This window comes from Pseudomonas frederiksbergensis (genome assembly GCF_003732665.1).
Taxonomy (GTDB): Bacteria; Pseudomonadota; Gammaproteobacteria; order Pseudomonadales; family Pseudomonadaceae; genus Aquipseudomonas; species Aquipseudomonas frederiksbergensis_G.
Genome location: NZ_MOBP01000015.1, coordinates 142917 through 168976, shown reverse-complemented (window position 1 = coordinate 168976; position 26060 = coordinate 142917). Strand labels below are relative to the sequence as shown.

General features: G+C 60.5%; 32 protein-coding genes. 30 read left to right on the top strand and 2 right to left on the bottom strand.

Features of this window, described 5'->3' with window-relative positions; genetic code table 11:
• Positions 1-13: 13 nt before the first annotated feature.
• The 11 genes from BK665_RS24535 to BK665_RS24485 all read left to right on the top strand — a co-directional run bounded on the left by BK665_RS24535 (position 14) and on the right by BK665_RS24485 (position 8795).
• Entirely contained in the window at positions 14-376 is a 363-nt protein-coding gene (locus tag BK665_RS24535) for an acyl carrier protein (RefSeq protein ID WP_123409161.1), read from the top strand.
• On the top strand, positions 369-1496 hold the full coding sequence (locus tag BK665_RS24530) for a hypothetical protein (RefSeq protein ID WP_123409160.1): 1128 nt from the start codon (positions 369-371) through the stop codon (positions 1494-1496). Before BK665_RS24535 ends, BK665_RS24530 begins: the two co-directional genes overlap by 8 nt.
• The gene (locus tag BK665_RS24525; RefSeq protein ID WP_123409159.1) at positions 1493-2752 is read left to right on the top strand and encodes a beta-ketoacyl-[acyl-carrier-protein] synthase family protein; all 1260 of its coding nucleotides are present in this window, start codon (positions 1493-1495) and stop codon (positions 2750-2752) included. Before BK665_RS24530 ends, BK665_RS24525 begins: the two co-directional genes overlap by 4 nt.
• Complete coding sequence (locus BK665_RS24520; protein ID WP_123409158.1) at positions 2752-3990, top strand: phenylacetate--CoA ligase family protein; 1239 nt, start codon at positions 2752-2754, stop codon at positions 3988-3990. The genes BK665_RS24525 and BK665_RS24520 overlap by 1 nt, the downstream gene beginning before the upstream one ends.
• 44 nt (positions 3991-4034) lie before the next feature.
• Positions 4035-4538, top strand: a complete 504-nt coding sequence (locus tag BK665_RS24515; RefSeq protein WP_123409157.1) for a hypothetical protein — start codon at positions 4035-4037, stop codon at positions 4536-4538.
• Positions 4535-4909, top strand: a complete 375-nt coding sequence (locus tag BK665_RS24510) for a hypothetical protein (RefSeq protein ID WP_123409156.1) — start codon at positions 4535-4537, stop codon at positions 4907-4909. The genes BK665_RS24515 and BK665_RS24510 overlap by 4 nt, the downstream gene beginning before the upstream one ends.
• Complete coding sequence (locus BK665_RS24505; protein WP_123409155.1) at positions 4906-5451, top strand: hypothetical protein; 546 nt, start codon at positions 4906-4908, stop codon at positions 5449-5451. The genes BK665_RS24510 and BK665_RS24505 overlap by 4 nt, the downstream gene beginning before the upstream one ends.
• Positions 5444-5815 (top strand): ApeI family dehydratase, encoded by a 372-nt coding sequence (locus BK665_RS24500; RefSeq protein WP_123409154.1) that lies wholly within the window; start codon positions 5444-5446, stop codon positions 5813-5815. Before BK665_RS24505 ends, BK665_RS24500 begins: the two co-directional genes overlap by 8 nt.
• Positions 5812-6531 (top strand): SDR family NAD(P)-dependent oxidoreductase, encoded by a 720-nt coding sequence (locus BK665_RS24495; protein ID WP_123409153.1) that lies wholly within the window; start codon positions 5812-5814, stop codon positions 6529-6531. Before BK665_RS24500 ends, BK665_RS24495 begins: the two co-directional genes overlap by 4 nt.
• Before the next feature lie 77 nt (positions 6532-6608).
• Positions 6609-7469: an arylamine N-acetyltransferase family protein gene (locus tag BK665_RS24490; RefSeq protein WP_185076621.1), complete on the top strand. Its 861-nt coding sequence runs from the start codon at positions 6609-6611 to the stop codon at positions 7467-7469.
• Positions 7470-7484: 15 nt separating this feature from the next.
• Complete coding sequence (locus BK665_RS24485) at positions 7485-8795, top strand: ATP-grasp domain-containing protein (protein ID WP_123409151.1); 1311 nt, start codon at positions 7485-7487, stop codon at positions 8793-8795.
• Between the two features lie 65 nt (positions 8796-8860).
• Here BK665_RS24485 and BK665_RS24480 read toward each other — a convergent pair whose 3' ends face one another.
• On the bottom strand, positions 8861-9190 hold the full coding sequence (locus tag BK665_RS24480) for an EscU/YscU/HrcU family type III secretion system export apparatus switch protein (protein ID WP_123409150.1): 330 nt from the start codon (positions 9188-9190) through the stop codon (positions 8861-8863).
• Entirely contained in the window at positions 9187-10773 is a 1587-nt protein-coding gene (gene fliK, locus BK665_RS24475; protein ID WP_123409149.1) for a flagellar hook-length control protein FliK, read from the bottom strand. The genes BK665_RS24480 and fliK overlap by 4 nt, the downstream gene beginning before the upstream one ends.
• Positions 10774-10996: 223 nt before the next feature.
• Here fliK and ccmA point away from each other — a divergent pair, with 223 nt between their 5' ends.
• The 19 genes from ccmA (at position 10997) to phnK (ending at position 26050) form a co-directional block, all read left to right on the top strand.
• Positions 10997-11632: a cytochrome c biogenesis heme-transporting ATPase CcmA gene (ccmA, locus tag BK665_RS24470; protein ID WP_123409148.1), complete on the top strand. Its 636-nt coding sequence runs from the start codon at positions 10997-10999 to the stop codon at positions 11630-11632.
• The gene (ccmB, locus tag BK665_RS24465) at positions 11629-12297 is read left to right on the top strand and encodes a heme exporter protein CcmB (protein ID WP_007980754.1); all 669 of its coding nucleotides are present in this window, start codon (positions 11629-11631) and stop codon (positions 12295-12297) included. The genes ccmA and ccmB overlap by 4 nt, the downstream gene beginning before the upstream one ends.
• Positions 12298-12372: 75 nt before the next feature.
• Positions 12373-13128 carry a heme ABC transporter permease gene (locus BK665_RS24460; RefSeq protein ID WP_123409147.1) on the top strand — a complete coding sequence of 252 codons (756 nt, stop codon included), beginning with the start codon at positions 12373-12375 and terminating at the stop codon, positions 13126-13128.
• A complete protein-coding gene (ccmD, locus tag BK665_RS24455) occupies positions 13125-13301 on the top strand; it encodes a heme exporter protein CcmD (protein WP_027922383.1) in 177 nt (58 codons plus the stop codon). Before BK665_RS24460 ends, ccmD begins: the two co-directional genes overlap by 4 nt.
• The gene (gene ccmE / locus BK665_RS24450) at positions 13298-13753 is read left to right on the top strand and encodes a cytochrome c maturation protein CcmE (protein WP_123409146.1); all 456 of its coding nucleotides are present in this window, start codon (positions 13298-13300) and stop codon (positions 13751-13753) included. The genes ccmD and ccmE overlap by 4 nt, the downstream gene beginning before the upstream one ends.
• Before the next feature lie 3 nt (positions 13754-13756).
• Positions 13757-15745, top strand: coding sequence for a heme lyase CcmF/NrfE family subunit (locus BK665_RS24445; protein WP_123409145.1), 1989 nt, complete (start codon positions 13757-13759; stop codon positions 15743-15745).
• Positions 15742-16278, top strand: coding sequence for a DsbE family thiol:disulfide interchange protein (locus tag BK665_RS24440; protein ID WP_123409144.1), 537 nt, complete (start codon positions 15742-15744; stop codon positions 16276-16278). Before BK665_RS24445 ends, BK665_RS24440 begins: the two co-directional genes overlap by 4 nt.
• Complete coding sequence (locus BK665_RS24435) at positions 16275-16745, top strand: cytochrome c-type biogenesis protein (RefSeq protein WP_123409143.1); 471 nt, start codon at positions 16275-16277, stop codon at positions 16743-16745. Before BK665_RS24440 ends, BK665_RS24435 begins: the two co-directional genes overlap by 4 nt.
• Positions 16742-17941 carry a c-type cytochrome biogenesis protein CcmI gene (gene ccmI / locus BK665_RS24430; protein ID WP_123409142.1) on the top strand — a complete coding sequence of 400 codons (1200 nt, stop codon included), beginning with the start codon at positions 16742-16744 and terminating at the stop codon, positions 17939-17941. Before BK665_RS24435 ends, ccmI begins: the two co-directional genes overlap by 4 nt.
• Before the next feature lie 13 nt (positions 17942-17954).
• A complete protein-coding gene (locus tag BK665_RS24425) occupies positions 17955-18359 on the top strand; it encodes a hypothetical protein (protein WP_123409141.1) in 405 nt (134 codons plus the stop codon).
• Between the two features lie 321 nt (positions 18360-18680).
• Complete coding sequence (gene phnC / locus BK665_RS24415) at positions 18681-19514, top strand: phosphonate ABC transporter ATP-binding protein (protein ID WP_123409139.1); 834 nt, start codon at positions 18681-18683, stop codon at positions 19512-19514.
• A gap of 44 nt (positions 19515-19558) precedes the next feature.
• A complete protein-coding gene (gene phnD, locus BK665_RS24410) occupies positions 19559-20569 on the top strand; it encodes a phosphonate ABC transporter substrate-binding protein (RefSeq protein WP_123409138.1) in 1011 nt (336 codons plus the stop codon).
• A 158-nt stretch (positions 20570-20727) separates the two neighbouring features.
• Positions 20728-21510 carry a phosphonate ABC transporter, permease protein PhnE gene (phnE, locus tag BK665_RS24400; RefSeq protein ID WP_123409137.1) on the top strand — a complete coding sequence of 261 codons (783 nt, stop codon included), beginning with the start codon at positions 20728-20730 and terminating at the stop codon, positions 21508-21510.
• A 37-nt stretch (positions 21511-21547) separates the two neighbouring features.
• A complete protein-coding gene (phnF, locus tag BK665_RS24395; RefSeq protein ID WP_123409136.1) occupies positions 21548-22252 on the top strand; it encodes a phosphonate metabolism transcriptional regulator PhnF in 705 nt (234 codons plus the stop codon).
• A 14-nt stretch (positions 22253-22266) separates the two neighbouring features.
• On the top strand, positions 22267-22713 hold the full coding sequence (gene phnG, locus BK665_RS24390) for a phosphonate C-P lyase system protein PhnG (RefSeq protein WP_123409135.1): 447 nt from the start codon (positions 22267-22269) through the stop codon (positions 22711-22713).
• Complete coding sequence (gene phnH / locus BK665_RS24385) at positions 22713-23303, top strand: phosphonate C-P lyase system protein PhnH (RefSeq protein ID WP_123409134.1); 591 nt, start codon at positions 22713-22715, stop codon at positions 23301-23303. Before phnG ends, phnH begins: the two co-directional genes overlap by 1 nt.
• A complete protein-coding gene (locus tag BK665_RS24380) occupies positions 23303-24379 on the top strand; it encodes a carbon-phosphorus lyase complex subunit (protein WP_123409133.1) in 1077 nt (358 codons plus the stop codon). The genes phnH and BK665_RS24380 overlap by 1 nt, the downstream gene beginning before the upstream one ends.
• Positions 24372-25244 carry an alpha-D-ribose 1-methylphosphonate 5-phosphate C-P-lyase PhnJ gene (locus BK665_RS24375; RefSeq protein ID WP_123409132.1) on the top strand — a complete coding sequence of 291 codons (873 nt, stop codon included), beginning with the start codon at positions 24372-24374 and terminating at the stop codon, positions 25242-25244. Before BK665_RS24380 ends, BK665_RS24375 begins: the two co-directional genes overlap by 8 nt.
• A complete protein-coding gene (gene phnK / locus BK665_RS24370; RefSeq protein ID WP_123409131.1) occupies positions 25241-26050 on the top strand; it encodes a phosphonate C-P lyase system protein PhnK in 810 nt (269 codons plus the stop codon). Before BK665_RS24375 ends, phnK begins: the two co-directional genes overlap by 4 nt.
• The last annotated feature ends 10 nt before the right edge of the window (positions 26051-26060 follow it).

Below are 26060 nucleotides of genomic sequence, written 5' to 3'. Positions count from 1 at the left end.
AATAAGGAATTATATGTACCTCGATAAGGTCAAGGAAATTACCGCGAATATACTGTTTCTGGATTCGCCAAACGATATTGATGCCGCCGCTTCTTTTGAACAGATCGGCTTTACTTCAATTGACTTTATTGACTTCTGTTATGAGGTCAAGGCGCAAATAAGTCCAACCATCGAGTCTCACGATATCTGGCCTTTTGCGCAACTTCTGGTCGATCCGTTGTTTTATGCCGAAGGGCGCTGGACCGAGAAAGGCAAAGTACGAGTCAACGAAATATTAGGCCTTGAGGCCGGTGTTGAGCTTGATCCAAAGTCCCTGGATAAATACTGGACGCCTGGATTCTGCGCACACCGGATCGAGACCGTTCTGAATGGCTAACCTATTTATTACTGGCTATGGCATTGAACAGGCCTCTTTAAATACCCATGACCTGCTTCAACGCCTGGCTGAGCCACCGGTTCCCATGCCGGACACTCAGCCAGGGGAGCCGAAGTTGTCTGCGGCGCTGGTGCCACACATCGCGCGAGAAGATCGCGCGATGCTGACCCCGCAAACGATGTGCAGCCTGAATGTCGGTTTCTCGGCCATGAACATGGCCGAACAAAACGCTGCATTCACGCCGGCTGAAAAAGATGCCATGTGTGTGTACACCACCTATGAAACGATCCGCGATTTCCATGAGGTGGTCTGGCAGTTCAAATCGTCCAGCGAATGCTATGCGGACAAGGCGTGCCTGTTTCGTAACCTGGGGAAAATGGCCAACGCCGTGCATCCGTTGCGGCTGTTTCGCAAGTTGCCCACCAACGGTCTCTACCATTTATCCAAGCTCTTCGGACTCCGGGGCGGTGGCTATCCGTTGCGCAAGATGTCGTTGGGCGGGCTCTCATTGCTGGAGGAAGCTTTTTATAACCTGTCGTGCAGCGAGTCGAGCGGCGCCTTGATTTGTGCTTATGGCGACATGTTGAAAGCCGATAACGCCCAAGTGTTCAAGAAAATGGGCCTGATGGACACCCGGGAACCCGATCGTTCAACGGTCCAGGGCACCAGCGGTGCTGTGTCGCTGGTTGTCGAGACCGAGGAGCGGGTTTCCCGGTCGCAGGTCCAGCCACTGGCGCACGTGTTACTGGCGGTCAGTCGGTTCTCCACCAGCATGTTCGCCACGCGCCAGGATTGGCTCGAGGCGTACGCACAACTTGAACCCTGGGTCCGTGAAAGTCATCCGGTCGTGGTGCTGTATGACAACGGCGCGCCAGGTATCGGTGAGGCAGAGGTGCAGGCGCTGGAGAGCAGCCTGAACACCTTCGAAGTGCGTCGATACAAACCCTGGTCACGCTATGCAGTGGCCACCAGCGGCCTGGCAGATCTGGTGTGTGCATTGGCCGACCCGTCGATCGAGCCCGGACGCGTCATCATCATCCATGGCGAAGGTGCCGGGATGGGGCTGGGGTTGATTGTGTTGCGCAAATTGTCCACGCCATCACCGGGGATGCCGTCATGAGTCAGAAAAGGGTTGTCATCAGCAGCTTCGGTTGCTGTACCCCGTTGGGCGATCACTATGCAGCCATTGAAGAATCGCTGCGCGATGGTCGCTCCGGGGTGAGAAAAATCGCCAAATATGACACCGCGACATTCAAGAGCCATTTTGCCGGGATTCCGCTGTCGGGAAACTTCCCCACACACGACGTTCGGCGGCGGTTCAGTCACGATGAGTTCTATACCCGTACCGCCATGGAAAATCTGCTGGCGTCGGTGTCCTTTGATCCTGGCGCGATCGGTGAGCAGCGCATTGGTTGTTTCCTGGGGGTTGACGAGCCCGTAGTGGACATTCAGCAAACGGTCGACCTGGCCTACGATCTGAACAAGGTGGACGGGCAGTTTGCCAATCTCGACCCGGCACTCGAAAGGCATTTTCGCGTACAGGATTTCATTCGATACGACCCGACCAATGCGTTGCGCACGGTGCATAAGTTTGTGCCGTTCAAGGGGCCGGCATCGGTGCATCTGGGGCTGTGTTCCGCTTCCCTGCAAGCCATCGGCACCGGTTTTCAAGCCGTGAGGCAGGGGCGCGTGGATGCGGCGATCGTTGGCGGTGTCTCGGCCAAGGTCACCGCCGAGCATTACATCGGGTTGGAGTCAGTCGATATCATCGCCACCGATGAACGACTCGACCCCACGGCGCTGTCGCGCCCCTTCGATGCGCGGCGTTCGGGTTATCTGCCCGCTGAAGGCGCGGTGCTGTTTCTGCTCGAGTCGCTGGACGCATGCCTGAAAGCAGGGCGGGAACCGTTGATGGAACTGGTGGGTTTTGGCACCAGTACCAACGCCAGCCATATCGTCAAACCCGCACCCGACAGCGGCGAGATGAAACTGGCCATGACCCGGGCCTTGAAAAACGCCGGATTGCAGGCGCGCGATATTGGCATGGTCAATGCGCACGGGACTTCGACAATACTCAATGACTTGCACGAGTCCGCCGCCATTTGCGCGGTCCTGGGAGAGCAAGTGCCTGTCACCGCCAACAAGTCTTTGCACGGGCACATGATTGCCGCCGCCGGGGCCATGGAAACCCTCAATAGCTTGATCAGCCTGCGTTCGGGGTTCATTCCGGGAACGATCAATCTCGAGTCCAGGGACCCTGACTGCCTGGCCAATGTTTCTCCGTTCACCTTGCAGCGTCCAGTGGACTACTGCCTGAAAAACTCCTTCGGCATGGGCGGCCTGGCCGCGTCGATGATATTTAAAAGAATCGGATAATGACTATAAAAAGCCGCACTTCGTTTGATATCGAAAAATTCAACAAGATGATCGGCGAGTACGCCGAACAGGGTTATCCGCTGGATTTGCCAACGGTCACGGGATATGACGATTTCGTGCACAAATACCCGCCGTTGAGCAAGAAAGCACTGATGCAGGTCAGCGATACGCTGATTGATGCTGGCAAGCTGAAGCATTGCTACGTCATCTCGACCTCGGGCACCACCTCGGCGCCGCTGGTCCTGGCCAGTCGTATCTTCCAGCGTGTCACCGAGGACAGCTACCCCTATCAGGTGCGCGGTTTCATGGCCGAGCATGTGTTTTGTGCCGAGGACACCGTGGTCAATCTGCTGACCGCCGGGTGCCTGGGTTACAACTACGAAGGCATGTGCCGGATGCTTGAGCCGATCGGCTCGACGGTGTTGCCGGTAGGGCGTCCCGACGTGATGAACAACATGCCGTCGTTACTCGCCACCATGAAGCGTTTCAACGCAAACGTATTGGTGGGCTCACCGACCGGAATCATCCAGGTCGCCCAGGCCGCGGAACAGCTTGATGTGGATCTGGCCATCACCAAGATCGTGTTTGTCGGGGAAGCATTTCACCTGGGCAAGCGCGAATTTATCCAGCGCCTGTGGCCCAAGGCGCAATTCCATAGCCTGTACGGGGCCACGGAGCTGGGGTTCGCGGCGGTGAACACGCCGGCCATGGCGCCGCACCAGCACTTGATATTGTCAGACTGGTTCTTCATGGAGCAGACCGATTCCGGCGAGCTGCTGGTGACCGACCTGAAGGCCCCGGTGGTGCCGATCATTCGCTACCGGATTGGTGATGTCGGGGAGCTGACCCTGAGTGAAGACAACCAGTATTACCTCAAGATCGGTCAACGCGTGGCCGAGGAGTTCAGTCTCGGCGGGCACCGCATCAGCCTGACGCTGATTGAGCAGGCATTGGTGGCCGCCAAGGTGCCGTCAGAGGCGTTTCAGGTGCGCCTGTCGACCACTGACGCAGGCAAGGACAGCGTTACGGTCCTCGTCGATGTCGAGCCTTCGGTCATCGATGATGCCTGGGGCGTGCGTCTGCAAGAGCAACTCTTGCTGATTCCAAAGTTGAAGGAGGCAGTGACGCGTGGGGTTGCGGTGATCAAGTGGGCGAACAACGCAGACTTCTCCTATAACCCACGGGGCAAACTCAATCGTTTGCTCGACCATCGCAATCAACTGTCGGTTGTTGGCTGATCGTCATTGTTTGTCTCAGGCATGTGCAGTGCCAAGGGGTTTTTATGCTGGACATTTTGCGCGGTACGCCGCTGTGGGTTTATGCGGTTTTTTTCATCGTGACCTATTACGGCGTCATTGCCTGCTTCACCAATCATGAATCGAAACGCTCGTTGCAAATAACGCCGGTGATCTTCGTCGCCATTTCCCTGGCCTCGCTGAAACTCTCCCAGGGGGTCGTGATTCCGCTGTCGGTTTATGCCCTGGGATTGCTCGCGGGATGGGCGCTGGCCTTGCGCTTTTACTCGTATCACAACGTGGAACGTGAGGGTGAGCGGCTGGTACTGGGCGGCACGATCAAGGTGCTGTTGGTGTACTGGTGTTTTTTTGCCTGGCGTTACTACAGCGGTTACCAGGCGGCGATGCATCCGGAGTTGGCCGATGAGGTGTCGGTGGCGGCCTGGTCGGCGCTGGGGTCCGGGCTGATCAATGGTCTGATTGTCGGCCGAAGCCTCAGGCTGCTGCGTTTTTTCAAGACCGATAACGTGACCGCGGCGCCGTCCAAATGAAGGCTTACCTGGACATGTGCCCTTCGGTCGAACCGATGGGAGAGGGCTGGAGCAGCCAAGTCAATGAGGGGCGCTTTGAGCGGTATATCGAACGGTATGGCGCGGTCGTCGTGCTGTCCGAATTGCTCAATCAGTTTGCCGTGCGATGCGTACGCGGGGCTAGCGGTACAGCGCCGTCGACCCATTACGTCCCGGCGTTGATTACCGGTTTGCGCGTCTTGAACCCTCGGCAGATCACGCAATTGACGGGGCGAGTCAGTGTGGACGGCGGCGCAGGGCGTGTCGAAGTCTTCGCCACGCTCGGTCCAGATGCCCAGGCTCATGCGTTGGCGACCATCACGGTGTTGAGCCTGAAGGCGCGCCATCCATGATCAAACTCATGATTCCCTGGTTGTTGTTTCCCTACCTGATTGACTGGTTCAACGGCAATTTTGCGAAGGCCGCCTTGTCGGTAGCCTTTTTGATGTTCGTCTTGTGTTTCGACACGCTTCGAAAGGGCTTCGTCATTGAGTGCACGTTGGTCATTTGCCTGCTCGGTATGGCGCTGATGTCCGTGTATTGGCCAGGTCTCGCTACCTTCGAAAACGTCAAGCTCCTGCTGTACGGCGTGTTGACGGTCATCGGCTGGTCGAGTGTATGGCGCGGGCAACCGTTCACCTTGCAGTACGGCAGTGAAGGCGTTGACGAAGATGCCCGCCAGTCCAGTGCGTTTTTCGGCATCAACAACACCATCACCAAGGCGTGGTGCATGACGTTCTCGATCAACGCGGTGTTAGCGGGGTTGAGCCTGGGTTTTGAAGCGTACTGGCCGGTGTTCCTGATCGGTTCTTACATGAGCATTTTGGTGGCATCGGTCATGACGGAAGTTTTCCCGGATGCCTACTTCAGCAAAAGGATGTCAGCTAATGGCTGATTTGCAGATTTTTCAAATCGACGCCTCCGAGGCCTCGGCCCAACGTTTCGACGCTCGCTTGACTGTCAACGAGGCGGCGCCGATTTTCGCAGAGCACTTTCCCGATTTTCCGATTGTGCCGGGCGCTTGCATCATTGGCTTCGTCAGTGACTGCATCGCACGGATGAAGGGGGCGGCCGTCGAAGCGTTTACGGTTTCCCGGGTGGCTTTTCTCGAACCCATCGTCCCGCGTTTGTCCCTGTGCCTGGTGATCGACAAAAAAACCGCGGGCCAGGACCCTGGCCACCAATACAGTTTCAGGCTCCATCACGAGGCCATTAATTACTGCCGTGGCGTGATTTCGCTGCAAGGAGAGGGTGCATGAGCGGCATTGCGGTGGTAACGGGTGGCACGCGGGGGATCGGTCGTCGTATCGCCGAACAGTTTCTGGGTGCCGGTTATAAAGTGTTCGTCACTTACGCTCGGGACGAACAGGCTGCGGCCAGTTTCATGGCGGATTTCCCTGACCTGACCGCTGTGCAACTGGATGGTCGGCGAATCGACCAGGTACAGGCGTTGTGTGAGCGCATTCGTCTGGAAGGCGTGCCCGCCGTATTGGTCAACAACGCCGGCATTACCGGGGACGGGATTTTTCTGAATACCAGCCCGGACATGTTTCATCAGGTGATGGACACCAACTTCGGCAGTACCTTGAATTACTGCAACGTCTTCGCGCCGGTCATGGCCGCCGCCCGTTTCGGCAATATCGTCAATATCAGTTCGGTGGCAGCCACCAAGATCAAACTGGGTAATACCGCCTACGGTTGTGCCAAGGCAGCTATTGAACGATTAACCCTCGGCTTGGCACTGGAGTTGGCAAGGTTTGACGTGAAGATCAATGCCGTCGCCCCCGGATTTGTCGACACGGATATGTTCAAGGCCTTTGCCCAAGGCGGCGAACGGGAAATCTTGAAGTCGATACCGGGACGAAAAATCATGCAGCCCGAGGAGGTGGCAAACATGGTTTTCTTACTAGCGAGCCGTCAATTCAATACAACCGGCACGGTGATCAAAGTGGGTAACGGCGAAAATATCGGATAACCACTGTTTGTTGCGCACGTCACCAACGTTACTTCTCCCGTAATAGTTGAATCCTCCCTTTTTGCGAGGTTGCATCAGTGAATGCCGAAACGGTTTCATCGCGCCTGCCAGAGGCGTGCGAATCTGGGGTGCCTGCCTGGCTGGAGCTTTACTTCAAGAGAATCAATCTGGATGTGCCCACGGATATCAGTATCGACACGCTGGCGGATATCCACTTTGCCCACGCCAGCAACATCGCGTACGACATGCTCGATGTGTTCCTCGGCATCGCGCCTTCCTTCGATATGCAGCAGATTGGCGACAAACTGATTTCGGGGCGCCGGGGCGGCGGTTGTACACAGATGAACGGGTTGCTCGCCGTGGTCCTGGAAACACTGGGTTTCAGTGTCCGCCGGAGCCTGTCGGCGGTGTCTCGTGAAGATGGGTCCATGAATCTGTCCACCCATATGGTGTTATTGGTGCGGGTTGATGATGAAGAGTGGATATGTGACGTCGGCTTTGGTTATCGGGGTTTTTTGTACCCCTTGCGTTTGTTGCACAACGCCCAGGTTGTGCAAGGTGTTCATGAGTATCGAGTACAGCGGGTCGGTACTTCGGTATGGGGCATTCAATACCGGCGTGGTGTGCAATGGATAAATATGTACATATTGCGCGACGCCTGTTACGGCGCCCATGAGTTTGTGGTCGGGCAGTTTTTCAACGCCTACTCACCGCTGTCGCCCTTTAAAGACAATCTGGTGTGTGCCCGGCCCTCGCTTCAGGGGGGCTGTTATCTGATCAACAATGTGTTGGTCTCACTGCAGCAACATACGCGCCACCGCCGCATTATCAGATCACGCCATGAGTTGGTGGATGTGTTGGATGAGTACTTCAGTATTGAACTTGAGGTCGGCGACTTTGTGTCGCTGCCCGTCGATATGTTTGATGGTTCACGGTAACTAAAGGATAAGAATATGCCGTCATGTTTAATTGCCAATCCTGTCTCGAACGCCAATATTCTGGTTCGCTATTTGAAAGAGCGAGGGGTTGACTGCTACGCAATTATTGAACTCGATAAAGTGGCACGAATTCCGAAGCTCAATGCAAAGAAGAAAGGTGAGTTTCAAGCCGAACTCTATAAAGGCATCTTCACCAGTGAAGACCAATTGCCTCCCGTGGAAAGTGGTTTGTTCGATGCGGTGTTGGCGGGCAGTGAAAATGGTGTGTTTCTGGCGGAGAAACTCGCCGCTCACTATCGGCTGCCCGGGAACGACCCGGCTACCTCATTCCGACGCCGACACAAGGACCAGATGCAGCAATCGCTGGCGCAAGCGGGGCTGGCCTTCATTCCCACCGTCGTCGTCAACGGCCCCGAAAGTGTCGGGCGGGCGATGGCCGAGTGGGATCACTATCCGTGCATTCTCAAGCCGCAATCGTCTGCCGGCGGCGAAGGCGTGCAGTTGTGCAATAACCGCGAAGAGCTGCAACAGGCACTGGACAGCACGTCGTGGGACACATTTTCTGCGACCTGGACCGTTAACGACCACTTTTTGATCCAGCCCATGATCCGGGGGCCGGAGTATGTGGTGGATATGGTGGCCTGCGCAGGCAATTACGTTGTTTCAGCCGTTTGTCGCTATGTGCGCAGCGATGAACTGGACATTGCCGGCTGCGACTTCGTCAAGAAATTCACCTTCATGCTGCCTCTCGATGCCCCGGTCTGCCAAGCCCTGAGCGCCTACGCCAAGCGTGCCGCCAAGGCCCTCGACATCAGCTACGGCGCGGTGCATATGGAACTGGTCATGGGCGAAAACGGGCCGGTGATGATCGAGGCGGCTGCTCGCATGCACGGCACCATCACCCCCAAATTGTTCATCGAGTGCTATGACTCGTCGCTGCTGGAACAGGTGTACGAAGCGTATTTCGGGGATAGCGCCAATATGCGTGATGCCGAACTGAAATCCCCTGCCGTTGTGTCTGATGTCATTTGCATCGACAGCGGTGTTTTTTCAATCAGCGAGCCGTTGCTGGAGCAAAACCTGGCGCAATTGAAGTCCTTCAAAGGCTACGTCTGCGTCATCGGCGAAGGCGACGAGTACAAACCGACCCGGGATTTGATCTCGTCACCGATGAACGCCTGTTTCTGTGACACCGATACGGACCGGTTATGGGCCGATGTGATCGCGTTTGACCAGACGGCAGAACGCTTGCTGGGCGGGACGGCATTCAGCGAGGACGGCTGGCGCTCGATTCGTCGTACCTATGATGAGTACCTGGTGGGCTGACAGGCAAAGAGGAGGAACGCCGTCTGGGGGACGGCGTTTTCTATACCGGGCTAGCGTAGAGGCCGCTAATAGTCATCCCCACGATCCGTCACATCCTTCTCCACCGCCGGCGCATTCGGATCCTGCCCCTGCGGGAATTTCCCCTTCAGGTTCCACGCAAACGCGATGATCTCGGCGATGGTGCGATATAACTCTTCCGGAATACTGTCCCCCAGTTCCATCTTCGCCAGCAGCCTTACCAGCTCCGGATTCTCATAGATCGGCACTTCGCATTCGCGGGCAATCTTCAATATCGCTTCGGCCAGTTCTTCGTCGCCCTTGGCGGTGAGGGTCGGGGCGTGGGTGCCGTCGTATTTGAGGGCGATCGCCTGGCGTGGGGTGTTGGGGTTTCTCATGCGGTTTCGTCGACCCAGCGTTGTTCGAGGCGGGTTTGTGCGCCTTGGGGTGGTGTGCCGAGGTGGCAATCCAGGTCGCCGACGTTGAGGCCGGAGGCCAGCAGGCGTTCGCGCAGGGCGGTCAGGTTGCTTTCGATCAGGCTCGCGGTGTACGGCCGTTCAGCCCAGAGCTGGCTGGACAGGCTGCCCTGGATCAACTGCGCCTGAACCTGCAACGGGCCCAAGGGTTCCATGTCGAACGCCAGCTCGACACGCCACAATTGTTGCTTCGGCTCGCGCTCTTCACGCCGCTCGTTCTGCGGCTCTTTTTCCGGGGCTTCTTCGCGCTGGAACTTGACTTGCAACGGCACGATGTCTTGCAGGTTGCGCATCGGGATTTCCAGTTGCCAGGTGCTCATCAACCGGCCATCGTCGGTGACGCCAGTTTGCTCCAGGCTCGACAGTTGATGGCTTTGCAGGCGCGAAACAGCGGCGGCGGCCAGACGTAGCAGGTGTTCCAGATCACCTTCGCCATCCTGGCTCTGCAACAGCCGGTCAGGCAGCGGGAAACTGGTGGGCGACGGTTTGGCGCTGACCTGGCCGAGCATGCCCAGCGCACTGCGCACGAAGCTCGGCATCGCCTGGGCCAGGGTGTTGGCGGCGATGATGGCGCCTAGGTTGGTGTTGGCCGGCAATCCGGGCGTCAATTGCGCGATCAGCTTGAGCAGGTCGGCTTTCATGTCCGGGGCCAGCGCCGGGGTCTGGCCGGTGAGCAATTTCGTTTCGAGGAACAAGCCGCTGTTGGCCAGCGCCAGGGCCAGGCCTTTGGGCGTGCTCAACTGCTGCACGTCGGGCAGCCCGGCGAGCAGTTTGTTCACCGCGGCTTGCAGGTCGGCGGACGTTTCGTCGGACGTTTCGTCGGACTGCGGCAGGTTCTGCAAGGCGCTGAGCAGGCCATCCAGCGAACCCTGGCGGCTCTGCTGGGTGGTCAGTTGCTGAGTCACCGCCAACTGGTCCTGGCGATTGCTCAGGGGCAGGAACTTCAGGGTCTGGGTGTCCTGCACCAGCGCGCTGAGCAAGGTGCCGATGCGCAGCGGTTGCGGGCTGTCGATGGTCAAAGTGCTGCCGCTCAGGGCGGTGTTGAGCAAACTCACCAGCGAACGAAACACCGTGGGCTGCCCCGGCGTCTGGGGCAACACTTGAGAAGTCAGCACTTTGCCTTGCAGCAGGGTGCCGACCGGCAGTTGCGCGGTGTCGATCCGGGTGAGGGTGGCGACGCTGGAAGCAATCGCCTGCTGCACCGTGATCGCCAGGTTACTGGCCGACGGCTGGGTGATCGCCAGGTTGGTGCCGGTGGGCAGCGGTTGCAGGCTGGTGGCCTGGACCGTGGTCTGGCGACCGTTGTCGAGGGTGACTTTGAGCAGCAGTTGAAAAGTCTGATCCGCCTGCTTCAGCGATAGCACCTGGGCGCTGGCGGTCTGGCCGGCACCGATCAGGCCCTCCATCGGCGTCAGCAGCTTGAGCAAGTCGCCGCTGACCACCTGCGGACGTGTAACCGTCGGCGGGGTCGGGGGGACTGGGAGGATGTTCATTTCGCCTGTCATACGCGGTCACAACCTTTGGAAAATGCGCTCTTTAGAGTAAGGCATGGCATGTATAATGCCGCCCGTCTTTCAGGGAGCGGAGAAAACATTGCAATTGTTTTGATCCAGCTCTCTAAAACCGGCCGCCAATGCATCTATGCTGCACCTCTTTAGCGGCCGCGCCACTGCTGACTTGAACCGCCGATTTGAAACGCCGATGTGAAACGAAAAGGCCCGTGATCTCTTGAACAGTCCACTCCTGCAAACCGTCGACCTCGCCTGTGAGCGAGACCTTCGGCTGCTCTTCGAAAATCTCGAATTGAGACTGTCCAGTGGCGAAATGGTGCAGATCAGCGGCCCCAACGGCAGCGGCAAGACCAGTTTATTGCGCTTGCTGTCCGGGTTGATGCAGCCGACCGCCGGTCAAGTGCTGCTCAACGGCCAGCCGCTGAACGAACAACGCAGCGAATTGGCGCGCAACCTGTTGTGGATCGGCCATGCCGCCGGGATCAAGGATTTGCTGACCCCGGAAGAAAACCTCAGCTGGCTCTGCGCCTTGCACCAACCGGCAAGCCACGAGGCGATCTGGCAGGCACTGGCGGCAGTCGGGCTGCGCGGGTTTGAGGATGTTCCCTGTCACACCTTGTCCGCCGGCCAGCAACGCCGTGTGGCCCTGGCGCGCTTGTATCTGGACAGCCCGCCGCTGTGGATCCTCGACGAACCCTTCACCGCCCTCGATAAACAGGGCGTGGCGCAACTCGAAGAACACCTGGCCGGCCATTGCGAGCGGGGCGGCATGGTGATTCTGACCACCCACCACACGCTGACTCGCATGCCGGCCGGCTATCGCGACATTGATCTTGGGAACTGGGCCGTATGAGTGTGTTCGGCCTGCTGGTCGCCCGTGAAGCTCGCTTGCTGTTCCGTCGTCCGGCGGAACTGGCCAATCCGCTGGTATTCTTCGCCATCGTGGTGTCACTGTTCCCGTTGGCGGTCGGACCCGAGTCTCAATTGTTGCAAACCTTGTCTCCGGGACTGGTCTGGGTGGCGGCCCTTTTATCGGTTTTGCTCTCGCTGGACGGGCTCTTCCGCAGTGATTTCGAAGATGGATCGCTGGAACAGTGGGTCCTTTCGCCGCACCCCCTGGCTCTTCTGGTTTTGGCCAAGGTACTGGCACACTGGGCCTTCTCTGGCCTGGCACTGGTTTTGCTCGCTCCATTGCTGGCGTTGATGCTCGGTTTGCCTGCCGCCTGTCTGCCGGTGTTGCTGCTTTCTTTGTTGCTGGGTACACCGGTGCTGAGCCTGCTCGGTGCGGTGGGCGCGGCCCTGACGGTCGGATTGAAGCGCGGTGGCCTGTTGCTGGCGCTGCTGATTCTGCCGCTGTACATCCCGGTGTTGATTCTCGGCAGCGGCGCCTTGCAGGCGGCGTTGCAGGGCATGCCGGCGACCGGTTATCTCTTGTGGCTTGGTAGCCTGACCGCCCTGGCGATAACCCTGACACCCTTTGCAATAGCTGCTGGCCTGAAGATCAGCGTCGGCGAATAATGAGGTCTGGTTAAATTTTAACCAGTAAAGACCCTTGGCTCTTCATAGCGAAGAGCAACCGTGATGGAAACAGTAATGAACTGGACCTGGTTTCATAAGCTCGGCTCACCCAAATGGTTTTACGGCATCAGTGGCAAACTGCTGCCGTGGCTGAGCGTCGCGGCGTTGCTGCTGATCAGCGTCGGCGTGGTCTGGGGCCTGGCTTTCGCGCCACCGGACTACCAGCAAGGCAACAGCTTTCGCATCATCTATATCCACGTTCCCGCCGCCATGCTGGCGCAGTCCTGTTACGTGATGCTGGCGGTGTGCGGCGTGGTCGGGCTGGTGTGGAAGATGAAACTGGCCGATGTCGCCCTGCAATGCGCGGCACCGATCGGGGCCTGGATGACCGCCGTGGCGCTGGTCACCGGGGCGATCTGGGGCAAACCGACCTGGGGCTCGTGGTGGGTCTGGGATGCGCGACTGACGTCTATGCTTATTCTGCTGTTCCTGTACTTCGGTCTCATTGCGCTGGGCAACGCCATCAGCAATCGTGACAGCGCGGCCAAGGCCTGCGCGGTGTTGGCGATTGTCGGCGTGATCAATATCCCGATCATCAAATACTCGGTGGAGTGGTGGAACACCCTGCACCAGGGCGCGACCTTCACCCTCACCAAAAAACCGGCGATGCCCGCCGAGATGTGGCTGCCGCTGCTGCTGACGGTGCTGGGTTTCTACTGTTTCTTTGGCGCGGTGCTGTTGCTGCGCATGCGTCTGGAAGTGCTCAAGCGCGAAGCCCGGGCCAGTTGGGTCAAGGCCGAAGTGCAGAACAGTCTGGAGGCCGCTCGATGAGTTTTGCTTCATTCGGCGATTTCCTCGCCATGGGCCATCATGCCCTGTATGTCTGGTCGGCCTATGGCATTTGCCTGGCGGTGCTGGTCCTGAACGTGGCGGCGCCGATCCTGGCCCGCAAGCGGTATCTGCAACAAGAGGCGCGTCGTTTGCGCCGGGAGAACGGCAAGTGAATCCGCTGCGCAAAAAGCGTCTAATCATCATTTTCGCGATCCTGATCGGGGTCGGCGCCGCCGTCGGCCTGGCCCTGAGTGCCCTGCAGCAGAACATCAATCTGTTTTACACGCCGACCCAGATCGCCAACGGCGAAGCCCCGCAAGACACGCGCATCCGCGCCGGCGGCATGGTCGAGAAGGGTTCGCTGCAACGTTCCGGGGATTCCCTGGACGTGAAATTCATCGTTACCGACTTCAACAAATCCGTGACCATCAGCTATCGCGGCATCCTCCCGGACCTGTTCCGCGAAGGGCAGGGCATTGTGGCCCTGGGCAAACTCAACGCCGACGGCGTGGTGGTGGCCGACGAAGTGCTGGCCAAACACGACGAAAAATACATGCCGCCCGAAGTGACCAAGGCCCTGAAAGACAGCGGTCAGTCGGCGCCTACTCAAGCCAAGGAGGGTTGATCGATGACCTCTGCACTGTTTATCCCGGAGCTGGGCCAATTGGCCATGATCCTGGCGCTGTGTTTCGCGCTGGTCCAGGCCATCGTGCCGTTGCTCGGTGCCTGGCGTGGCGACCGCTTGTGGATGAGCCTGGCTCAACCCGCCGCCTGGGGGCAGTTCGCTTTCCTGGTGTTCGCCTTCGGTTGCCTGACCTACGCCTTCATGACCGACGATTTCTCCGTCGCCTATGTGGCCAGCAACTCCAACAGCGCGTTGCCGTGGTACTACAAGTTCAGCGCGGTGTGGGGCGCCCACGAAGGGTCGTTGCTGCTGTGGGCCTTGATCCTCGGCGGCTGGACCTTCGCGGTGTCGGTGTTCTCCCGGCAGTTGCCGCAAGTCATGCTCGCCCGCGTCCTGGCGGTGATGGGCATGATCAGCACCGGTTTCCTGCTGTTCCTGATCCTCACGTCCAACCCGTTTGCGCGGATCCTGCCGCAGATTCCAGCGGACGGTCGTGACCTCAATCCATTGCTCCAAGACATCGGCCTGATCGTGCATCCGCCGATGCTGTACATGGGTTATGTCGGTTTCTCCGTGGCTTTCGCCTTCGCCATCGCCGCTTTGCTGGGCGGTCGTCTTGATGCGGCGTGGGCGCGCTGGTCCCGTCCTTGGACCATCGTCGCCTGGGCCTTCCTCGGTATCGGCATCACCCTGGGCTCGTGGTGGGCTTACTACGAACTCGGCTGGGGCGGCTGGTGGTTCTGGGACCCGGTGGAAAACGCATCCTTCATGCCATGGCTGGTCGGCACAGCGCTGATTCACTCCCTGGCGGTCACGGAAAAACGTGGCGTGTTCAAGAGCTGGACCGTGTTGCTGGCCATCGCCGCGTTTTCGTTGAGCCTGCTCGGGACCTTCCTGGTGCGTTCCGGCGTGCTGACTTCGGTGCACGCGTTTGCCTCCGACCCTGAGCGGGGCGTGTTCATCCTGATTTTCCTGCTGTTTGTGGTCGGCGGTTCGCTGACGCTGTTCGCCCTGCGCGCGCCAGTGGTGAAGAGTCATGTCGGCTTCAACCTCTGGTCCCGGGAAACCCTGTTGCTGGGCAACAACCTGGTGCTGGTGGTGGCGGCGTCGATGATTCTGCTGGGCACCTTGTATCCGCTGATCCTCGATGCGATGACCGGCGCCAAGCTGTCGGTCGGCCCGCCGTACTTCAACGCGCTGTTCATTCCGTTGATGGCACTGCTGATGGTGGTGATGGCGGTCGGCATGCTGGTGCGCTGGAAAGACACCCCGGTCAAATGGCTGGTGGGCATGTTGACCCCGGTCTTGCTCGGCAGCGCTGCGCTGGCCGTGGTGGCTGGCGTTGCCTACGGTGATTTCAACTGGGCGGTGATCGCGACATTCATGCTCGCCGCGTGGGTATTGCTGGCCGGCGTGCGCGACATCCTCGACAAGACCCGCCACAAAGGTTTGATCAAAGGCTTGCCTACCCTGACCCGCAGCTATTGGGGTATGCAGGTTGCTCACCTCGGCATCGCCGTGTGCGCCCTCGGTGTCGTGCTGTCGAGCCAGAACAGTGCCGAACGTGATTTGCGCCTGGCGCCGGGCGAGTCCATGGACCTGGCCGGTTACCACTTCATTTTTGAAGGCGCCAAGCATTTCGAAGGACCGAACTTCACCTCCGACAAGGGCACCATCCGCGTGATCCGCGACGGCAAGGAAGTCAGCGTGCTGCACCCGGAAAAACGCCTCTATACCGTGCAGAACTCGGTGATGACCGAAGCCGGGATCGACGCCGGTTTCACCCGTGACCTCTACGTCGCCCTCGGCGAACCGTTGGGCGATGGCGCCTGGGCCGTGCGTGTGCACGTCAAACCGTTCGTGCGCTGGATCTGGTTCGGTGGTTTGCTCACAGGTTTCGGCGGGGTGCTGGCGGCGCTGGATCGGCGTTATCGGGTCAAGGTGAAAAGCCGCGTGCGTGAAGCACTGGGCATGACAGGAGCCACTGCATGAGACGTTGGTTGATGCTGCTGCCACTGGCGATTTTTCTGGTGGTGGCTGTTTTCCTTTATCGCGGGCTGTACCTGGACCCGGCCGAGTTGCCCTCGGCCATGATCAACAAGCCGTTCCCGGAGTTTTCCCTGCCAGCGGTGCAGGGCGACAAGACCCTGACCAAGGCTGACATACTCGGCAAACCGGCGCTGGTCAACGTCTGGGGCACCTGGTGCATTTCCTGCCGGGTCGAGCACCCGGTGCTGAACAAACTGGCCCAGCAGGGCGTGGTGATCTACGGCATCAACTACAAGGACGTTAACGCCGACGCCTTGAAGTGGCTGGTGGAATTCCACAACCCGTACCAACTGGACATTCGCGACGACCAGGGCACCCTGGGTCTGAACCTCGGTGTGTACGGCGCCCCGGAAACCTTCTTTATCGACGCCAAGGGCATCATCCGCGACAAGTACGTCGGCGTAATCGACGAACAGGTCTGGCGCGAAAAACTGGCGGCCAAGTATCAGGCGCTGGTCGATGAGGCCAAACCATGAAGCGCTGGATCGCCGCCGCTGTATTGGGTTTGAGCATGGCCGGCGTGGCCCACGCGGCCATCGACACTTACGAGTTCGCCAAAGAAGGCGACCGTGAGCGTTTCCGCGAGCTGACCAAGGAGCTGCGTTGCCCCAAGTGCCAGAATCAGGACATTGCCGATTCCAACGCACCGATTGCCGCCGACCTGCGCAAAGAGATTTTCCGCATGCTCGGCGAGGGCAAGGACAACCAGCAGATCATCGACTTCATGGTTGATCGCTACGGTGATTTCGTCCGCTACAAACCCGCTCTGAACGCCAAGACCGCTTTGCTCTGGTTCGGCCCTGCCGGCCTGCTGCTGGGCGGCTTCGTGGTGATCGCCGTGATCGTCCGCCGTCGTCGCGTGCAACGCGCTGACACCCCGGACACGCTTTCTGCCGAGGAGCGTGAGCGCCTCGACCACCTGTTGGATAAAAACCAAGAATGATTGATTTCTGGCTCGCTGCAGGTCTGCTACTTCTGGTTGCCCTGAGTTTTCTGTTGATCCCCGTTTTGCGTGGCCGTCGCGCCCAACTCGAAGAGGATCGTACTGCCCTGAACGTCGCGCTGTATCAAGAGCGCGTGGCTGAGTTGCAGACTCAGCAGGAAGAGGGCGTGCTCAACACCGCGCAAATGGACACCGGCCGCGCCGAAGCGGCCCGTGAGTTGCTGGCCGACACCGAAGGCGTCGCGGCGCCACGGGTATCGAGCCTGGGCAAGCTGTTGCCGTTGCTGGCAGCGATCCTGGTGCCGGTGCTAGGCCTTGGCCTGTATCTGCATTTCGGCGCCAGCGACAAGGTCGAACTGACCCGGGAATTCTCCCAGGCGCCGCAGTCGATGGAAGAAATGACCCGTCGCCTGGAGCGTGCAGTGGCTGCCCAGCCGGATTCGGCGGAAGGCCTGTACTTCCTCGGTCGCACCTACATGGCTCAGGATCGTCCGGCGGACGCGGCGAAGATTTTCGAACGCACCGTCAACCTCGCCGGTCGTCAGCCGGAATTGCTCGGCCAATGGGCCCAGGCCCAATATTTCGCCGATGGCAAGAAATGGTCGGACAAGATCCAGGCCCTGACCGACGAAGCATTGAAAGCCGATCCGAAGGAAGTCACCAGCCTCGGCTTGCTCGGCATTGCCGCGTTCGAAGCCCAGCGTTATCAGGATGCCATCGACTACTGGAATCGCCTGCTGGCGCAACTGCCGCCGGACGACAATTCCCGTGGCGCGCTGCAAGGCGGGATCGCCCGGGCCACCGAGAAACTCGAAGCCAGCGGCGGCAAAGTGGCCCAGGCACCGGTCACCAAAGGCGCGTTGCTCAAGGTTCGTGTGGACCTGTCGCCAGACTTGAAAGCCAAGGTGCAACCGGGCGACAGCGTGTTCATCTTCGCCCGCGCCACCTCCGGCCCACCGGCGCCCTTGGCCGCCAAGCGCCTGACCGTGGCTGACTTGCCGGTTACCGTCGAACTGGGCGATGCCGACGCGATGATGCCGCAGTTGAAACTGTCGAACTTCCCTGAAGTCCAACTGGTTGCGCGCATTTCCCGCGCCGGCCAACCGACAGCCGGCGAATGGATCGGTCGCAGCCAGCCCCTGGCCAGCAGCACCACCGCGCAGCAGCACGTGACCATCGACAGCCCGGATAAATAACAGGAAGCGCCCCATGACCGCCATCGCTCGTATCACCCTGCTCAGTCTCGTCCTGGGGTTAAGTGCTTGTGCGGTCCAACGGCCCCCTCAGCAGACGTTGCCGCCGATCCCGCCGTCGCAGCCCAGCCCGACACCCTCGCCGACACCGTCGCCGAGTAAACCGAGCATCCCGGCCAAACCCGCGAAACCGCTGCCCCGCACCTCCGCCAGCTTCGCCCCGCCACCGGGGGGCAACAGCCATTGGGATGCGAAGATGGGCGTTTACGTCCTCGACGACCAACCCAACACCTTCTACCGCCAGCGCACCTACTACCGCTGGGACAACGGCTGGAGCCGCTCGATCAGCCCGAACGGGCCATGGGAAGACACCGACATCCATGGCGTGCCGGGTGGGTTGGGACGGCAGTTCGGGCAATGACACAAACGCAAAGGCGACCTTCGGGTCGCCTTTTTTTGTGCCTGCCAAAAATCCAACTGACCGCCCCAACCCCCCTGTGGGAGCGGGCTTGCTCGCGAAAGCGGTGGATCAGCGACATCGATGTTGACTGACACTCCCTCTTCGCGAGCAAGCCCGCTCCCACAGTTTTTCGGGGGGCGTTTGGCTCAACCTTTCATCAAACCTTCATCAAATGGTTATTCCGGGGACTTGTACAAGTCATAGGGCTGACATGCCCCGTGCCTAAAGTCGGTTGAACTCCACAGCGGCCAGGGACGGCTGTTCAACCAGACAGAGAAGCCCATGAACACAGCTATCCATGTCGAGCACCTGAACAAGACCTTTGCGCGCAAGACCGCACTGGTCGACCTCGAACTCACCATCGCCACCGGTGAGATGGTCGCGCTGATTGGCGCTTCCGGCTCCGGCAAATCCACCTTGTTGCGTCATCTCGCAGGCCTGGCCTGTTGCGATCGCAATAACGGCGGCAGCGTCAAGGTGCTGGGGCGGGAAGTGCAGGCGTCCGGGCGGTTGAATGGCAAGGTGCGGCGCTTGCGGGCGGATATCGGTTACATCTTCCAGCAGTTCAACCTGGTCAACCGCCTCAGCGTGCTCGACAACGTATTGCTCGGTTGCCTGGGGCGCATGCCGCGCTGGCGCGGGAATTTCCGCCTGTTCAATGCCGAGGAAAAGCAGTTTGCCCTGGCGTCCCTGGAACGGGTCGGCCTGGTCGATCTGGCAGCCCAGCGCGCGTCCACCTTGTCCGGCGGCCAGCAGCAACGGGTGGCGATTGCCCGCGCCCTGACCCAGCGCGCCGAAGTGATCCTGGCCGATGAGCCGATCGCCTCCCTCGACCCTGAGTCGGCGCGCAAGGTCATGGAAATCCTTGCCGACATCAACCGCCGCGACGGCAAGACTGTTGTGGTGACCCTGCATCAAGTCGATTACGCCACCCGCTATTGCCCCCGCGCCGTGGCGCTCAAGGGGGGGCGGATTCATTTCGACGGCCTCGCCGCCGACCTGAGCAGCCAGTTCCTCAACGATTTGTACGGTGCCGACATCGACACCAGCCTGATGTTTTCCGACCAGACCCGCCGCCCCGAACCCGCCCCTCGGCTGGTGTTGGCCCGCGTTTGAACAACCCCGTTATTTCCCATGGCGCACCCCAAGGAATCTTTTCCATGTTGAACCGTATCGGTCGCGTTTTTGCTGGCGTCGCATTGCTCGCCAGCTGTGTGCTGGGCACCGCCCAGGCTGAAGAAAAAGCCATCAACTTCGGCATCATGTCCACCGAGTCTTCGCAGAACCTGAAGAGCATCTGGCAGCCGTTCCTTGACGATATGCAGCGCAAGACCGGGCTGAAGATCAACGCCACCTTCGCCTCCGATTACGCAGGCCTGATCCAGGGCATGCGCTTCAACAAGGTCGACGTCGCCTGGCTCGGCAACAAGGCCGCGATGGAAGCGGTGGACCGTTCCAACGGCGAGATCTTCGCCCAGACCGCTGCCGCCAACGGCGCCGCCGGCTACTGGAGCGTGCTGATCGTGCGCAAAGACAGCCCGATCAACTCCGTGGACGACATGCTGAAAAACGCCAAGTCCCTGACCTTCGGCAACGGTGATCCGAACTCCACCTCGGGCTATCTGGTGCCGGGCTACTACGTGTTCGCCAAGAACAACGTCGATGCCGCCACCGCGTTCAAGCGCACGCTGAACTCCAGCCATGAGGTCAATGCCCTGAGCGTGGCCAAGGGGCAATTGGACGTGGCGACTTTCAACACCGAAAGCTGGGATCGCCTGGAAGTCACCCAGCCGGACAAGGCGGCACTGCTCAAAGTGATCTGGAAATCGCCGCTGATCCCCGCCGACCCACTGGTGTGGAGCAAGGCCCTGAGCGACAGCGAGAAGACCAAGATCCGCGATTTCATCTTCAGCTATGGCGACACCGACGAGGAAAAAGCCGTGCTCAAGGGCATGCAACTGGGCAAGTTCCTGGCCTCCAGCGACGACCAGTTGCTGCCGATCCGCCAGCTCGAATTGTTCAAGCAGCGCACCACCATCAGTGCCGACACCAAGCTTGAAGCAGCGGACAAGGCCAAGCGCCTGGCGGAGATCGATGCCGAACTGGCCAAGTTGCAAGAGCGCATCACCTCGCTCGAGAAGAGCGAGAAAAAGACCGCCAACGCCGGCTAATTCACTGCAGATCAAGTGTGGGAGCGGGCTTGCTCGCGAAGACGGCGGCACATCCACCTTCGATGTCGACTGACCCACCGCTTTCGCGAGCAAGCCCGCTCCCACCGGGGTTTGCACCCGGCATTAGTTATGTGTCGCGCATTAATTAGAGAACGCTCATGACCACTCTGCACGCTGAAGCTGTCGGCAAGCACACCTGGCCGCAGTACCTTGGCTGGGGCCTGTTCCTGGTCCTGCTGGCCTGGGCCTGGCACGGCGCCGAGATGAATCCGATGGCGCTGTACCGCGACTCCGGCAACATGGCGACTTTCGCCGCGGATTTCTTCCCGCCGGATTTCCATGAATGGCGCTCCTACCTCAAGGAAATGATCGTCACCGTGCAAATCGCCCTCTGGGGCACGGTGCTGGCGATTGTCTGTTCGGTGCCGCTGGGCATCCTCTGTTCCGAAAACATCACGCCGTGGTGGATTCACCAGCCCCTACGCCGGGTGATGGATGCCTTCCGCTCGATCAATGAAATGGTCTTCGCGATGTTGTTCGTGGTGGCCGTCGGTTTGGGCCCGTTCGCCGGGGTCCTGGCGCTGTGGATCAGCACCACCGGAGTTCTCGCCAAGCTGTTCGCCGAAGCGGTCGAGGCCATTGATCCCGGCCCGGTGGAAGGGGTTCGCGCCACCGGCGCCAGTGCCTTGCAGGAAGTGATCTACGGCGTGATCCCGCAAGTGATGCCGCTGTGGGTGTCCTACGCGCTCTACCGTTTCGAGGCCAACGTGCGCTCGGCGACGGTGGTGGGGATGGTCGGCGCTGGCGGCATCGGCGTGATTCTGTGGGAGAACATCCGCGCCTTTCAGTTCGTCCAGACCTGCGCGGTGCTGCTGGTGATCATCGTCGTGGTCAGCCTGATCGACATCCTGTCGCAACGCCTGCGCAAGCAGTTCATCTGATTTTCGGAGGGGTGCCCCTGGGCGCTTTTTTTTAAGCATGCAGTTGTCTAGACAAGATGAGCCGGTGTACCGCGAATTGGCCGACATCCTGCGCCGTGAGCTGGCGGACTATCAGGCCGGGGACTTCCTGCCGGCGGAGGTGCAACTGGCCGAGCGCTTCGGCGTCAACCGCCACACCTTGCGCCGCGCCATCGATGAGCTGGTGTTCGAAGGCAGCCTGCTGCGCCGCCAGGGCAAAGGCACGCAAGTGCTGGAACGTCCGCTGATTTACCCGATGGCCGCCGACAGTGCCTACAGCCAGTCGCTGTCGGCCCAGGGCCTGGGCGTCGAGGCGGTGCTGCTCAAGCGCCGCTATTGCTTCGCCAGCCGTGAGGAAGCGCAACACCTGGGGCTGGCGGAGATGGCGCCGATGATCGAATTGCAGACCCTGCGCAAGCTCGATCACCAACCGGTCAGCCTGATTCGCCATCGCTACTGCGCCAGCCATGCGCCGCTATTGGCGGACTACACCGGCGGTTCCCTGCGCCAGTACTTGCGCGAACGGGACCTGCCGCTGACCCGCACCCTGAGCCTGATCGGCGCCCGTTTGCCCAGCCGCGAAGAAGCCGCGCTGCTGATGATGCCCCGGCATTTGCCGGCGCTGAGTGTGTTCACCCTTTCCCGCGACCGCGACGGCCGCCCGGTGGAGCTGGCCCAGTCCACCAGCCGTTCGGATCGCTTCCAGTACCAGGTCGTCACCTGATGGAGAACTCAACGATGAACCCTGCTTCTCAAACCGAGCGCCAGCACTGGATCGGCGTTCTGGCCCGTGCCCGCCGCAGCGAGTTATTGCCCTTCGAAGACGCGTTGCGCGATGTCGAGTACCACCTGATCCGCGCCCCGGAAATCGGCATGACCCTGGTTCGCGGGCGCATGGGTGGCAACGGCGCGCCGTTCAACGTCGGCGAAATGAGCGTGACCCGTTGCGTAGTGCGCCTGGCGGATGGCCGCACCGGTTACAGCTATTTGGCGGGCCGCGACAAGGCCCATGCCGAATTGGCCGCCCTGGCCGACGCGCATTTGCAGGGCGCGCAACAGCGCCATTGGCTGGAGCAAGTGATCACGCCACTGGCCAATGCCCAGGCCGAACGCCAGGCCCGGAAAGCCGCGGACACCGCCGCCACCAAAGTCGAATTCTTCACCCTCGTGCGAGGCGAAAACTGATGAACCCACAGCTGTTGCAACCGGCGTTCGCCGATTCGGTACTGGACGCCCAACGGAGTTTTCGTGCCGCGCTCAACGCGCTGGCCGGCCCCGGTGTGATCCAGACCCTGCACGCCACGCCAAGCCTTGAAGGGTTGGCGCCGGCCACGTATGCGCTGTGCCTGGCCTTGCTGGATGTCGATACGCCGCTGTGGCTGGCGCCGTCCTTCGACACGCCGACGATCCGCGCCAACCTCGCGTTCCATTGTGGCTGCCCGCTGACCACCCAACGCGGGGCGGCAAGTTTTGCCTTGCTCGGCGCCGACGACTTGCTCGATCTCAGCGGTTTTGATCACGGCAATGACCGCTACCCGGATCAGTCCTGCACCTTGCTGGTTCAGCTGTCGCAGCTCGACGGTGGGGCAGGGCTGAACTGGCGCGGGCCGGGCATCGAGCACGCCAACTCGGTGAACCTGCCGGTGGCCGATGGCTTCTGGCGCGAGCGTGAACGGCGCAATGAATTTCCCCGTGGGCTGGACCTGTTGTTCACCGCCGGCCATGACCTGATCGGCCTGCCCCGCAGTACCCGCATTACACAGGAGCGTGTCTGATGTACGTAGCCGTCAAGGGTGGCGAACAGGCCATCGACAACGCCCACCGCCTGCTGGCAAAAAAGCGCCGGGGCGACACCTCGGTCCCTGAGCTGGATGTCGAGCAGATTCGCCAGCAACTGCCGCTGGCGGTGGCGCGGGTGATGAGCGAGGGCTCGCTGTATGACGAAGAACTCGCCGCCCTCGCCATCAAGCAAGCGGCGGGGGATCTGGTGGAAGCGATCTTCCTGCTGCGCGCCTACCGCACCACGTTGCCGCGCTTCAGCCCGAGCCTGCCGATCGACACCGCCAACATGCAGCTCAGTCGACGTTTGTCCGCGACCTTCAAGGACGTGCCGGGCGGGCAATTGCTCGGGCCGACTTTTGATTACACCCATCGCCTGCTGGACTTCGCGCTGCTGGCCGACGGCGAATACCCGGGGCCGCAAACCACCCCGGACGCCAGCCTCGAACCCTGCCCACGGGTCTTGGGTTTGCTGGCCAAGGAAGGCTTGATCAAGACGGAAACCGACAACCGTGAAACCGTGGCGGACATCACCCGCGATCCACTGGAACTGCCCGCCAGCCGTGCCCAGCGCTTACAGGCGCTGGCCCGTGGCGATGAAGGTTTTCTGCTGGCGTTGGGGTACTCGACCCAACGGGGTTATGGCCGCAACCATCCGTTTGCCGGCGAGATTCGCATCGGCGACGTGGAGGTGTGGATCGACCCCGAGGAGCTGGGTTTCCCGATCAACCTGGGCAGCATCGAAGTGACCGAGTGCGAGATGGTCAACCAGTTCGTCGGTTCGGCCACTGAGCTGGCGCAGTTCACGCGCGGCTACGGTCTGGCCTTCGGGCATGCCGAGCGCAAGGCCATGGGCATGGCCCTGGTGGACCGTGCGCTGCGGGCCGGCGAGTACAACGAAGAGATCGTGTCCCCGGCGCAGCAGGAAGAGTTCGTGCTGATGCACTGCGACAACGTCGAGGCCGCCGGTTTTGTCTCGCACCTCAAATTACCGCACTACGTGGACTTCCAGGCCGAACTGGAACTGATCCGCAAACTGCGCAAACCCGCCGAGGGCCGCCACCATGAATGACCTGACTCAGTTGCCCGAGCGCGACGCGGCGTACAACTTCGCCTACCTCGATGAACAGACCAAACGCATGATCCGCCGCGCCTTGCTCAAAGCCGTGGCCATCCCCGGTTACCAGGTGCCGTTCGGTGGCCGCGAGATGCCGCTGCCTTACGGCTGGGGCACCGGCGGCATGCAATTGACCGCTGCCATCCTGGGGGCTGATGACGTGCTGAAGGTCATCGATCAGGGCGCCGACGACACCACCAACGCCGTGTCGATCCGCCGCTTCTTCGCCCGCACCGCTGGCGTCGCCACCACCGAAAGCACGCCAGACGCGACGGTGATTCAGACCCGCCACCGCATCCCGGAAACGCCGCTGCATGCCGGTCAGGTCATGGTCTATCAGGTGCCGATCCCGGAGCCGCTGCGCTTTATCGAACCCTCGGAAACCGAGACCCGGACCATGCATGCCCTCAATGATTACGGGGTCATGCACGTCAAACTCTACGAGGACATCGCCACCTTCGGCCACATCGCCACCGCTTATGCCTACCCGGTGATGGTCGATGAGCGCTACGTGATGGACCCGTCGCCGATTCCCAAATTCGACAACCCGAAACTCGACATGAGCCCGGCGCTGATGCTGTTCGGTGCCGGCCGCGAAAAGCGTTTGTACGCGGTGCCGCCGTTCACCCGGGTCACCAGCCTCGACTTCGAGGATCACCCCTTCGAAGCGCAGAAATGGGAGGAGTGCTGCGCCATTTGTGGCAGCCGCGAGTCGTTCCTCGACGAGCTGATCATCGACGACGCCGGGACCCAGAGCTTCGTCTGTTCCGACACCTATTACTGCGCCCAGCGCGTCAGCCAGCAGGAGCAGGCCCAATGAACCAGGCACTGAAAAACCAACACGCCCACGTCGCCGTGGAGCCGTTGCTGCGGGTGCGCGACCTGTCGTTGCTGTACGGGCTGGAGAAGGGCTGCCAGGACGTCAGTTTTGATTTGTACCCCGGTGAGGTCTTGGGAATTGTCGGCGAGTCCGGCTCGGGTAAATCGACCTTGCTTTCGTTGCTCAGCGGGCGCTTGCCGCCTCAGCGCGGCAGCATCGGTTACCGCGACAAACAGGGCGAATGGCTCGACCTGTACAGCGCCAGCGAAGCCGAGCGACGGACCTTGTTGCGCACCGAATGGGGCTTCGTCGAACAGAACCCGCGAGACGGTCTGCGCATGGGGGTTTCCGCCGGTGCCAACATCGGCGAACGCCTGATGGCCCAAGGCGTGCGCAATTACCAGCAACTGCGCGGCGCCGGGCTCGACTGGCTGAGCCAGGTGGAAATCGACCCACAGCGCATCGATGACTTGCCCCGGACCTTTTCCGGCGGCATGCAACAGCGGCTGCAAATTGCCCGCAACCTGGTGTCGAGCCCGCGCCTGGTGTTCATGGACGAACCGACCGGCGGCCTCGACGTGTCGGTGCAGGCACGTTTGCTCGACCTGTTACGCGGGTTGGTGCGGGAACTGGACCTGGCGGTGGTGATCGTCACCCATGACCTGGCCGTGGCCCGTTTGCTGGCGGATCGGCTGATGGTGATGCGCCGCTCGCGGGTGGTGGAAACCGGCCTGACCGACCAGATCCTCGACGACCCGCAACACCCTTATTCGCAACTGCTGGTGTCTTCGGTGTTGCAGCCGTGAAGCCGCGTCC